The sequence below is a fragment of the Sutterella sp. AM11-39 genome, assembly GCF_003472385.1.
In the GTDB taxonomy this organism is placed as follows: domain Bacteria; phylum Pseudomonadota; class Gammaproteobacteria; order Burkholderiales; family Burkholderiaceae_F; genus Duodenibacillus; species Duodenibacillus intestinigallinarum.
Genome location: NZ_QRLV01000005.1, coordinates 139,853 through 151,562 on the forward strand (window position 1 = coordinate 139,853; position 11,710 = coordinate 151,562).

An 11,710-nucleotide genomic window follows, 5' to 3' on the forward strand; every position below is an offset into this window, starting at 1 on the left:
GATAAACGGCACGGCTAAACCTTAAGCGCGAGCGTGCGAGAGGTACATTTCTTCAATTTGAGCGGCAAAAAGCTCGTTAAGCGGCTTGCGCTTGAGCTTGAGCGTCGGGGTGAGCAAACCGTTGTCGATGGTCCACGGCTCAAGCGTGAGCACCACATTGCGCGGTAGCGCATAGTGCGGAAAGCCTGCTGCTGCCGCGCGTGCGCGCTTCAAAACAGCCGAACGCACGGCGTTGCTTTGCAGCGCCAGTTTGTCGTTGGGGTCGACGCCGAGTTTGGCGGCAAGCTTCTTCCATTCTTCGGGGTTTAGAACGGCTACGAAGGAAATGAAGGGACGCGCTTCACCCACAACGAAAGTCTGCGCAAAGAGCGGATCCGTTTCGAGCGCGAGTTCCAAATCAACGGGCGGCACCTTTTCTCCGGTACTCGTTACGATGATTTCCTTGATGCGGCCGCGAATGCGCAGCAGACCCTCTTCGTTAAATTCGCCGACGTCGCCCGTGGAGAGCCATCCGTCGGGCGAGAGGACTCTGGCGGTGTCTTCCGGACGGTTCCAGTAGCCCTTCATGACGGAAGGCGCGCGAATCTGGATTTCATTGGTATCCGGCGCCAGGCGCAGCTCTACGTTCGGGAAGGTGCGGCCGACGGTGTCGGGCTGATTGAGCGTAAGTGAATTGCCGGCGATGATGGGCGAAGCCTCGGTCATGCCGTAACCCTGAATTGGAGGGATTCCCAGACCGCAGAACATGCGGGCAACCTTGTGGTTGAGTGCGGCGCCGCCAGCGATGGCGACCTTGAGCTTGCCGCCGAACTGCAGTGCGACCTTGTTGGCCACCAGATGCTTGAGAATCGGCCACACGATCGGATCAAGCCAGGACAGGGAAGTCGCAGTCACGGGCAGACGGTTGGCTTTGCAGAACCGGCGCCAGCCCACATCAACGCAGGTGTTAAAGAGCGCGCGGGCGATGGCCGATTGCTTGCCCAGACGATCCAGAATGCGGGCGTAAATGCGCTCGTAGATGCGAGGCACCGAAATAAGAACGTCGGGATGCACTATGCGGAAGTCTTCGCTCAACAGCATGATCGAACGATTGAAGACGATGGTGCAACCCATGCCGAGTGGCAGGTAGTAGCCCGCCGTACGTTCAAATGTGTGCGAAAGCGGCAGGAACGACAGAAAGACGTAGCCCGGCTGCGGCGCCGGAGCTATGTGTTCGAGCGTGGCAATTACGTTGGAGACGACATTGTTGTGCGTGAGCATGACGCCCTTGGGTTTGCCGGTGGTGCCGGACGTGTAGACGATGGCGGCCAGATCCTCGGGGGCGGGACCCTCGGGCAACTGATCAACGCCGTGTCCCAGTGCCAGAAAGTCATCAACACCGTAAATCTTGGGGCCGCCGCGCTTTTGTTTGGCGGGTGTTACCTCATCGGTGAGGATGACTGTCTTAAGAGCGGGCAGTTTTTCTCGGACGGCTTCAATGGCAAGCCATCGTTCGTATTTATTTGTGATCAGACATTCTGCACCGCTGTCTCCGAGGATGAAGGACAACGATCCTGGCGTGTCGATGGCGTGCAACGGTACGGGGATCATTGCGTTTGCGAGCACTGCCTGGTCGGCGAGTACGTGATCGACGGAATTGTTGAGCAGAATGCTCACACGGGCGCCGCGCGTCAAGCCGAGACCGGCGAGCGCCTTGCGCCATTCGACGATGCGGTCGTTGAGTTCCAGGTAGCTGAGCGGTTCCCAGGTGTTGGTCGTACGGTCAAACTGCTTCAGGGCAATTTCGCCGCCCGTGAGCGAAGCCCGCAGGGGAACGAATTGATCAAGCGTGGTGCATTGCTTCAGAGCTGCAAGACGCTGCGCGGAATTGTCAACGGTTCTCTGATTCGACATCTTCAATCTGATAAAGCAAGGCGGAGTGCCGCAATTGGCGGCTCCGTATCTTTCGGAGCAAGCTGCGCAAAAATTTTAGCGCAGAGCTAGTTGGCGGCGATAAGCCCTTTTTTCGTTGATTTTGAACGAAGTTATTCGCTGAAAAGCCCAGTTGAGAGATAACGCTCGCCCGAGTCGGGAAAAATGACGACGATGCGTCCATGATCATAGGGCGGTTTGCGGGCCAAACGAACGGCAGCCTCAAGAGCGCTGCCCGAACTGATGCCTACGAAAACGCCGTCGGTTTTAAGAACCAGACGCGTCATTGCCGCCGCCTCTTCATTGCCGACTTGCATGACTTCATGGTAGACCGATGTGTCGAGTGTTCCCGGAACAAACCCTGCGCCGATACCTTGGATTTTGTGCGGACCGGCTTTACCGCCGGACAGGACGGGTGAGCCCTTGGGTTCGACCGCGACGACGCGAATGCCGGGATCGCAGCGTCGCAGGAATTGGCCGGTGCCCGTGATCGTTCCACCCGACCCGACGGCGCTGACAAACGCGTCGATGCGTCCTTGCATATCGTCCCAGATTTCGGGTCCGGTGGTCTCGTAGTGCGCCTTGGCGTTGGCGGCATTGTCAAATTGGTTGGGCATGAAGGCACCCGGCGTGGAGGCAACGATTTCCTTGGCTTTGTCGACGGCTCCGCTCATACCGAGCGAGGCCGGCGTAAGCACGATTTCCGCGCCGTAAGTTTTGAGCAGCATGCGGCGCTCCACGCTCATTGATTCGGGCATGGTAAGAACGGTGCGAAAACCCAAGGCTCGTGCCACCAGCGCAAGACCGATGCCGGTGTTGCCGCTGGTCGGCTCCACGATGAGGCCGCCCGGCAGAAGTTTTCCTTCGGCCTGAGCCGTCTTGATCATGGAGAGTGCCGCACGGTCCTTGATGCTGCCGCCGGGGTTGAAGCATTCGAGCTTGGCGAAAATCTGGGCGGTCAAGCCGAGCTCTTTTTCAAGTCCTTTGAGTTCCAGAAGCGGCGTGCGCCCGATGGTTTCGGTGATGGATTGGCAAAGTGACATACTGACCTCAAGTGGTGAGAAAACCGTGTGCCGTACTTAAGGAATGATGTTTCCGGAAAGAGGTACGGGCTCGATGCGTCCGAGCAGATCCGTAAGATGGATCGGATCGTTCGTGTAGCGGGAATACTGCACGGTATTGGCGGTAACGCGCATCACGTAGTCACGGGTTTCCGAATAGGGAATCGTTTCGGCAAAAAGCGCTCCTTCGACTTCCTTGGTGAGCGTTGAGCGCCAAGCGGCGGCTTTGGATGGGCCTGCGTTGTAGCTTGCGGTAGCAAGCGTCACATTGGGGCTCACGTTCTCTCTGACGAGGCGCAGATACTGCGTTCCCAGAAACAGATTGGTGTCGATGTCGGAGATCTTGCTGTTGTTATAACCTTTAAGTCCCGTCTGCTTGGCGACCCAGCGGGCCGTTGATGGCATGACCTGCATCAAGCCGCGTGCGCCCGCGGAACTGAGTGCCAAGCTGATAAAGCGCGACTCTTGACGAATAAGGCCGAAGACCAGATTTTGCGGTAGCTGTGCTTCGTCGGCAGCCCGATTGATCTTGTCGGCAAAAGGCTTCGGGTAGAGCTGGTTGAAGGCGGCAGCCCGGCCGGTGCTGGCGGCTGTGTTGATGCGGCGATGCTCCAGCCCGAGAGCGCCTGCGTATTCCGCAATTTCTAAGCGTTCGCGATTCTTCATGCCGATCAGGGCCCAGTTCCATTCGCGATGCCCCTCGTAGGGTAGACCCAGCGCGTAAAAGCGCACCGCGCGTTGGACGGAAGGATTCTTGGAAAACTTGGCAAAACTTTCCTTTGAGGGCTCGGGCTTCATGCTTTCGGGACCTTTGTGATAAGGTTTCCCGAGGAAGTCTGCGGCCAGAAGGTTGTAGAACTCATAGCCGCGCACGAGGCTTTGCATCAATTTGTCGGCCTGCGCTTTCTTGCCGACGGCCGCGAGCATGCGAGCCCGCCAATACGTCCAGTTGTCGGCTTTTTTCACGGAGGGAGAAAGCCGAGAAATCGCGGACAGCACCTCTTGAGGCGTGCCGTTGCGCAATGCGGCGCGAGCCTGCCAGACCAGTACCGTGGCGCCGTTGACGATCAGCGTCGAGGAGGCGGCCGATTTCAATCCTTCGCCGGCAAGCTTGTAGTAACGCAGACTTGCGGCATCCTGATCCACAGCCGCTTCATAACCGATACGCCCCCACAAGAGCGCCTTGGTGGAGGAATTGATGCGTCCGTCGGTGGCGTGTGCGATCGTGACAGCTGCGCCGATGTCTTTCTGTACGATGCGAAGCGAAGCGGCGATCAAAAGGCGAACGGGTTTTTTCTTGAGCACTTTGCGGTTGCGCTGCAGCCAGCGCGACGGATTGGTCAGAATCTGCGAAAGCTCTTTCTTGTTAACCGGTAGGTATTTGGCAGGCGTTTCCTTGACCAACTGCGTAGCCAGCGTGTAGCGCTTTTTCTGCAGCAAAATCAACAGGTACTGCCACGTCCAACTGCGGTCGGCCTCAAGTGTTCTGGCGGCAAGTTTCTTGCACGCGTCAATTTGCGGTGCCGTGGTGCGCAACAGCAGACTCTTGGCTTGTGCAAGTGCCTGCGCGGAGGGTTTGCCGCTTCCGAGCGCAAACGTTTGGCGCATGCACAGGATGTCGCGCTCTTCTCGATTCCACTTGAGTTTCGGATAAAGGGCGGCAAAGCGCTTGGCATCGTTGGCTTGAGCGGCATAGCGCAGCCAATCCGTGCGGGCGCGTTCGGCAAGATATTCCGACTCATGCATTTCGATAAAGCGTGCGTAGCGCTTTTCGACGGCGGCCGTGAGCTTCTTGTTTTTTTTGAGATCCTGCTCGGCTTGGGCGTTGATTTCCCAAAGTTCGACATAGCCGCCCAGTGGATGATTCTTGACGCGTGCTGCCAGGGTCTTCAATTGAGCAACGTCGTTTTTCTGCGCGGCCTTCCGGGCAGCCAAAATGTCTTCGTCGCCTTCGAGTTCTTCGCCGAAGTGCGCGGGAAGAAGGTTGCTCGAAAGCGTTGCGGGCGGAACGAGCGTGTAGTCGGCCTTGGAAACAGGTTCAATAACAAAGCCCTGCTGCGGGACGACTGGAGCGGGAGAATAGGACGCAACCTGAGCGGTTTCGGATGTAGCAGTTGTGCCTGGCGTCAGCGGGGATGCGGGCACAGTTTCGCCCGTGACAACGACGGCGACGCTCGGATCGATCTTGAGGGTTTCCACCGGCTCGGTCTTTTCTGCCACGACAGGTTCGGAGGCGGCTTCGGCTGCGGCAGGCGTAATGGGAGTGGGCGGTGTCAGAGGCTGTCCGGAAACCGTGATGGCGGTTTCTCGAATGCCGTCGGCCGATTCGGTGACGGTTGTTTCGCGAATGCCCCCGACAGGCTGAGGCGAGACGGCGGTCGGTTCTGCAACGACGGCAGAGGGCTGAATTTCGGTTGGGTAGACAGGCTCGGAAACGGTTTCACGCACGGTTTGCGACGCGGGTGCCGCACCGCTCGGCGTTTCGGCCTGAGCGGCAGCTTCGATTTCCTGCGGCAACTCGCGGCCGTCAAACTGCGATTCGATGCGTTCAATGCGGCTTTCTTCGATCTGCGCGGCAATTTCCTCTTCGGTGAGCTCCCGTTGACGAATGGCGGTTAGCTCTTCGATAGCCGGCGTCGTGACGGCCGAAGAGGCGAGCAAAAGCGAATAGACTGTAGCGGCAAATGGCATCGGAAAAAACCACAAGAAAAAAGGCGCGTGTCCATGAGTCGGACAAGCTCACACCCATAGCACCATGATAACGGCAAATAACAGCGCTGATTTCAAAGCGATCTCCCGACAATCGTTACGAAAATTAATGTTGGAGAAGCGCCGCCGCGTACAGGTTGAATGTCCGACGGCGGTGGAAAGCCTTTCGGCGTATCTGTTGCAATGGCTCGCCGAGCGGGCGGTTTCCCGATTGGGGTTTTATCGGCCGATAAAAAGCGAGCCGGATCTTACGGAGCCGCTTTTGACTTGGAAACTCGGTTCCCCGCAGCGTTGCCTTTGCGTGCCGGTGGTCGATGACAGTCGAAGCAAGACCATGCACTACGCGCGCTGGGACGCCGAACGCGTGCGTATCGGATGCTACGGCATTGAGGAGCCGGTCGAGGACATTCTTGTCGATCCCGAGGTGATTTTGGTTCCATGCGTGGGTGTGACGCGGGAAGGATTTCGTTTGGGTAACGGCGGCGGTTATTTTGATCGGTGGCTCGCCGAGCGGCAAAAAACGCCGGGGCTTGTAACGGTAGCCGTGGCGTTTGATTGCCTGGTGACGGAAGATTTTGTGCCGGAGATTTTTGACATTCCGTTGGATTGGATCTTGACGGAATCGGGGATGCGTCCGGCGGAAAAGAAAACGGGCCGCAACACGATGGATGCAGCCCGTTTGATGCAACACTAACGATTAATAGCGATAGTTTTCGCTCTTGTAGGGACCTTCGACCTTGACGCCGATGTAGTCAGCCTGCTTCTGCGTCAGAACGGAAAGTTCGGCGTTGAGCTTGGTGAGCTGCAGACGGGCAACTTTTTCGTCGAGAATCTTCGGAAGGATGTAGACGCCCACCGGATATTTGTCCGTGTTGGTGAAGAGTTCGATCTGAGCGAGAACCTGATTGGCAAAGGAGCTCGACATCACGTACGAGGGGTGACCCGTGGCGCAACCGAGGTTCACGAGACGGCCTTCGGCCAGAAGAATGATGCGGTTGCCGGAGGGGAGTTCAATGTGGTCGACCTGCGGTTTGATGTTTTCCCACTTGTACTGTTTCATGGAGGCGACGTCAATTTCGCTGTCGAAATGGCCGATGTTGCAGACGATGGCCTGATCCTTCATGCGAATCATATGATCGTGCGTGATCACGTGGTAGTTACCGGTGGCTGTGACAAAAATGTCTGCCTTGTCGGCGGCCCATTCCATCGTGACGACGCGGTAGCCTTCCATGGCGGCCTGCAGGGCGCAGATCGGGTCGACTTCGGTAACCCAGACCTGAGCTGAGAGTGCACGCAGTGCCTGAGCGCAGCCCTTACCCACGTCACCGTAACCGCACACCACGGCGATCTTGCCCGCGACCATCACGTCGGTGGCGCGCTTGATGCCGTCGACAAGCGATTCGCGGCAGCCGTAGAGGTTGTCGAACTTGCTCTTTGTCACAGAGTCGTTGACGTTGATGGCGGGAATCTTGAGTTCGCCTTTGGCGGCCATTTGATAGAGGCGATGCACGCCGGTGGTCGTTTCTTCGCTCACACCCTTGATGTGAGCCAGGCGCTTGGAGTACCAGTGCGGATCTTCCTGCAGGTGAGCGCGGATGGCGGCAAAGAGCACTTCTTCTTCTTCGCTTTCAGGCTTGTCGAGCACGGATAGGTCGCTTTCGGCCTTGGTGCCGAGGTGCAGCAGCAGCGTGGCATCGCCGCCGTCGTCCAGAATCATGTTGGAGTAGCCGCCGTCGTCCCATTCGAAGATCTTGTGGGTGTAGTTCCAGTAATCGGTGATCGTTTCACCCTTGACGGCAAACACAGGGATGCCTTCGGCGGCAATGGCGGCTGCGGCGTGGTCCTGCGTGGAGAAGATGTTGCAGGAAGCCCAACGGACTTCAGCGCCCAGTGCCGTGAGCGTTTCAATCAGAACGGCCGTCTGAATGGTCATGTGCAGGCTACCGGAAATACGAGCGCCTTTTAAAGGCTGGGCGGCTGCGTATTCCTTGCGAATGGCCATCAGACCAGGCATTTCCGTTTCGGCAATGCGGATTTCCTTGCGGCCCCAGTCGGCCAGACCGATGTCGGCGATGATGTAGTTTGCGGTTGCGCTCATCTCGCGCACCTCCTTTAGAAAATGAGGATGAAAAAAGGAAAGGAAACGCGAGCGCCGTTGGAGTCTTTGCCGTCAACGGTGGTTGTGCGGCAGAGAAAAATCGGAGCGTGTGCCCGAGCCTGGACGCAGACGGTCAAAAGGTTTGACCCGCGCTTGCAGCGCTCCTCGAGCAAAGCCAAGCGCATTATAAAAGTCCTAACTTCTTCTTGTCTGACGATTCCGGCCATCAGGAGCGGTTTGGAGCGCCGTCTTGCGCTATGCTTTTTCAAGTTGCAGTTCGAGACGGCGTATGACGGATAAAAAGCCCACTTCTATTTTTCTGATCGGCATGATGGCAAGCGGCAAGTCGACCGTCGGTCGACGACTTGCGGAGCGGCTCGGTTGGGCGTTTTACGATGCCGACCGCGAAATCGAGACGCGCTGTGGTGTACCAATATCCTATATTTTTGAAAAAGAAGGAGAGGCGGGATTTCGAGCTCGGGAAACGCAAATGCTGGCTGAGCTGACCGCCAAGGACCGTGTTGTGGTGGCAACAGGCGGCGGAGCACCGATGTTTGAAATCAATCGAAAGCTTCTTGCCAGAGGCTTGGTGATTCAATTGGCTTCGAGTGTTTCCGACATTATTGAGCGCACGCGCTTTGATTCCGTTCGACCACTGCTTGCTGGCGACGACCGTGCAGCGCGCATTCGATCAATCATGCTCGAAAGGGGGCCCGTATACGACGAGGTTTGCAATGAAAAGGTGATCACATCACGCAAACCGATAGATTTCGTGGTGGAAAAGATTCTGGCGTTGGAAAGCGTGCGAGAAGTGACGCAGCACAAACTCGAGGGAGGCGAGAAATGAAGGAACTGACAGTGGATCTGGGACAGAGGGCTTATCCAATTCATGTCGGAGAGGGCGCACTGGCGTTGCTCGGAGAAGAGCTCAAAAGACTGAAGGCGACACGCGTGCTTTTGGTGACCAATTCCACCGTTGGGCCGCTCTACGAGAGGGCCGCACTTCAGAGTATCTGCAAGGCGCAGCCGGATCTGCCGGTTGCAGTCGTGACGCTTCCTGACGGGGAATGCTTCAAGGATTTGCACCACATCGAAAAGATTCTCTCGGCAGCTGTGGACGCCGGGCTCGACCGCAAGAGCTACATCGTGGCTCTTGGCGGCGGCGTGATCGGTGACATGGCAGGCTTTGCGGCAAGCATGTGGATGCGTGGCATTGATTTCATTCAAGTGCCCACGACGCTCTTGGCGCAGGTCGACAGCAGCGTGGGCGGCAAAACCGGCGTGAATTTGCCGGCCGGGAAAAACCTCATCGGCGCTTTTCATCAGCCGCGTTCTGTGATTGCCGATACGACAGTTCTAAAAACATTGCCGCAGCGTGAAATCAGTGCGGGCGTTGCTGAAATCATCAAATACGGCATGCTTGGTGATGCGGAATTTTTTGCCTATCTCGAAGAGAACATGGCGGCATTGTGCGCCTTGGATGCCGATGTGGTGGCGACGGTTGTGGCGCGCTGTTGCGAAATGAAAAAGGAAATCGTGCGTGAGGACGAACGGGAGTCAGGCGTGCGAGCCAAACTTAACCTCGGACACACGTTTGGTCACGCCATTGAAAAGCTCACCGGGTATTCGACTTGGTTGCACGGCGAGGCCGTGGCAGCAGGTTGCGTGATGGCGGCGATGCTCTCTGAGGAACTGGGGTACTTGAGCGAAGAGGATGTAGCACGCGTGAAGGCGCTGTTTGAAGCGGCGGGGCTGCCGACCTGCATTTCAGGACTTTCTATGGACGCTGCGATGAAGGCGATGGCTTCCGACAAAAAGTCCGTTGCAGGCGTCACCCGCTTTGTGCTGATGAAGAAAATCGGCACAAGCTTTGTTCAAGAGGCGCCTCGAGACAAGATTGAGAGCGTGATGATCCGCAGTGGTTGGTACTGATCAAAACGGCGCCCGAAATGTCTATTTCCAGGGCGCCGCTTGTTGAAGAGCGTTAGCTCAGCCAATCCTTACCGAGCTTGGTGGGCTTGATGACCACTTTGCTCTGAAATGTCTTGGGCTTGCCCAGAAGAACGGCCCAAGCAAGTAATGCGTCGTCGCGGAAGGCGTGAATCAGAATTTCGTCGCCTTCTCCGTAACGGGCGAGCAGTTCGGGAAGGTTGCCGCCTTTGACCCGCACGCCGTCGAGCGCGATGATCACATCGCCTGGGGCAATACCGATCCACTGTGCCGTTTCTTTGTCATAAACCTGACGTACCGTAAAGCCGGCGTCATTGCCGAGGCCGCTGATGCCGAGAAGCTTGCGTTCGGCAGGCGTTTCCGACTCCTCCAGTGTGACGCCGAGCGGCTTGAGGAACTTGGCGTAATCAACCGGCATGGCCGTCTGAGTGAGATCGGCAATCAGGCCCGTGAGATCAAGTTCTGTGGCGCGTGCGACGATTTCCGGAACATCGTCGGAAGTGATGCCGCTGTAGTCGGCACCGGCAGCCTTGAAGTCTTCCCAGAGCAGGCGCAACACGTCGTCGAGCGACTTCTTGGATTTTGTTTTGCGGCGGATTTCGGCGTCCAAAACCCAGGCGGCAAGCGCACCCTGACGATAGTAGGAAACGTGAGCGTTGACGCTGTTGGCGCTGGGCTTGTAGAACTTTATCCAGGCGTCGAAGCTAGCCTGCGACAGGCTCTGCGCCATGTGAGCGGGTGTTTCGACAACGGCCTTGAGGTCCTTGGAGAGGAGCTTTCCTAAGACTTCGTCATCAATGAGTCCGGCGCGGCGCACCAGCATGCTTTCGTAGTAACTCGTAAAGCCTTCAAAGAGCCAGAGCAGAGACGTATAGGCTTCTTCGGAGAAATCGGCATCGATGAAGGCCGCCGGCTTGATTCGCTTCACAAGCCACGTGTGGAAGTATTCGTGGGCAAACAGCGTGAGCAACTGCACATAGTTGTCGGTGCGCTTTTTGTCGTGCGTGCAGGGTAGCCATTTGCGCGGTGCCGCGAGTGCCGTGCTGTTGGCGTGCTCCAAGCCGCCGGCCGCGTTCGAGGTGACATTGAGCAGGAAAGTGTATTCATCGCCGGCGGGACACTTTCCTTTCTTGGGTTCGAAAAAGCCTATCACGGTTTCGGTGATTTTTTTGACGTCGGCAGCCAGCTGTTTTTCATCGAAGTTGACCGGGACTTCGTTGATGAGAATATGGTGCTGGGTACCCTTTGCCTTGAAAGAGATAACCGAGAAGTCAGAGAGCTCGATGGGGCAATCACACAACTGAGCGTAGTTTTCGGCTTCATAGAGACCCCAACCGAAAGGTTCGGTATCGGCCGCACGCTTCAGTCCCGTCCCAACCTTCCAGGATTCGACGGCGAGGTGCAGTTCGTCGACCGGGGGAGTGAGATTGACGGCAAGGCGACCCTCGGTGCTGCCGAGCACTTCCATCAAAGCGGCTCCGGGATTGAAAAAGCCGCGGCAGTTGTCCAGGTAGCATCCGCGCACCGAGGTGTCGAAAGCCCATACCTGGTAGTACACGAAGAGTTCTTCATCGGCTTTGCGGCCGACTGTACTCACGCGCCAAGTAGTTTTGTCGACCTTTTCAATCGGAACAGGAGTTTCTCCCAGAAAAGCTTGTTCGGCCTGAACGGTGGAGGCGAAGTCGCGGATGAGATAAGAGCCCGCAATCCAAGTGGGTAGACGCAGGTACTGTTCGTCTGGCGTCGGATCGTCAATGGTGATGCCGACGATGTAAAGATGAGCTTCCGGATCAAGCGGACTGATGTCGTAGCGGATCATAAAACCCCAAAAGCTAAAGAAAACAAACGGTTGGACTCAATTGTACGGAGGGGAAAAAAGTTTTTTAAAAATATTTCACAAAAGGGCTTGACAACCTGAAAAAGCCACTTCATAATTCGCAACCTCGTTTGACGGGAAGCCAAAAATGAGTCGCGAACAACG

At 56.9% G+C, this 11,710-nt stretch carries 8 protein-coding genes and 1 riboswitch; of the genes, 3 read left to right on the forward strand and 5 right to left on the reverse strand.

Going from position 1 to position 11,710, the window contains the following annotated elements; translation table 11 throughout:
* Nucleotides 1-21 precede the first annotated feature (21 nt).
* The 3 genes from DW133_RS06075 to DW133_RS06085 all read right to left on the reverse strand — a co-directional run bounded on the left by DW133_RS06075 (nucleotide 22) and on the right by DW133_RS06085 (nucleotide 5,663).
* Complete coding sequence (locus DW133_RS06075) at nucleotides 22-1,893, reverse strand: long-chain fatty acid--CoA ligase (RefSeq protein WP_118275753.1); 1,872 nt, start codon at nucleotides 1,891-1,893, stop codon at nucleotides 22-24.
* A gap of 131 nt (nucleotides 1,894-2,024) precedes the next feature.
* Complete coding sequence (gene cysK, locus DW133_RS06080) at nucleotides 2,025-2,954, reverse strand: cysteine synthase A (protein ID WP_118275754.1); 930 nt, start codon at nucleotides 2,952-2,954, stop codon at nucleotides 2,025-2,027.
* Nucleotides 2,955-2,990: 36 nt separating this feature from the next.
* On the reverse strand, nucleotides 2,991-5,663 hold the full coding sequence (locus DW133_RS06085; protein WP_118275755.1) for a lytic transglycosylase domain-containing protein: 2,673 nt from the start codon (nucleotides 5,661-5,663) through the stop codon (nucleotides 2,991-2,993).
* 64 nt (nucleotides 5,664-5,727) lie between these two features.
* Here DW133_RS06085 and DW133_RS06090 point away from each other — a divergent pair, with 64 nt between their 5' ends.
* Nucleotides 5,728-6,375 carry a 5-formyltetrahydrofolate cyclo-ligase gene (locus tag DW133_RS06090; protein ID WP_118275756.1) on the forward strand — a complete coding sequence of 216 codons (648 nt, stop codon included), beginning with the start codon at nucleotides 5,728-5,730 and terminating at the stop codon, nucleotides 6,373-6,375.
* A gap of 3 nt (nucleotides 6,376-6,378) precedes the next feature.
* Here DW133_RS06090 and ahcY read toward each other — a convergent pair whose 3' ends face one another.
* Nucleotides 6,379-7,779: an adenosylhomocysteinase gene (gene ahcY / locus DW133_RS06095; protein WP_118275757.1), complete on the reverse strand. Its 1,401-nt coding sequence runs from the start codon at nucleotides 7,777-7,779 to the stop codon at nucleotides 6,379-6,381.
* Nucleotides 7,780-7,821: 42 nt separating this feature from the next.
* Nucleotides 7,822-7,952, reverse strand: a riboswitch (S-adenosyl-L-homocysteine riboswitch).
* A gap of 116 nt (nucleotides 7,953-8,068) precedes the next feature.
* Between ahcY and DW133_RS06100 the strand changes: the two genes are divergently transcribed.
* Together DW133_RS06100 and aroB are read left to right on the forward strand one after the other, a co-directional pair.
* Nucleotides 8,069-8,626, forward strand: a complete 558-nt coding sequence (locus tag DW133_RS06100) for a shikimate kinase (RefSeq protein WP_118275758.1) — start codon at nucleotides 8,069-8,071, stop codon at nucleotides 8,624-8,626.
* Nucleotides 8,623-9,711: a 3-dehydroquinate synthase gene (gene aroB / locus DW133_RS06105; protein ID WP_118275759.1), complete on the forward strand. Its 1,089-nt coding sequence runs from the start codon at nucleotides 8,623-8,625 to the stop codon at nucleotides 9,709-9,711. The genes DW133_RS06100 and aroB overlap by 4 nt, the downstream gene beginning before the upstream one ends.
* 52 nt (nucleotides 9,712-9,763) lie before the next feature.
* Here aroB and DW133_RS06110 read toward each other — a convergent pair whose 3' ends face one another.
* Nucleotides 9,764-11,548 (reverse strand): M61 family metallopeptidase, encoded by a 1,785-nt coding sequence (locus DW133_RS06110; protein ID WP_118275760.1) that lies wholly within the window; start codon nucleotides 11,546-11,548, stop codon nucleotides 9,764-9,766.
* Between the last annotated feature and the right edge of the window lie 162 nt (nucleotides 11,549-11,710).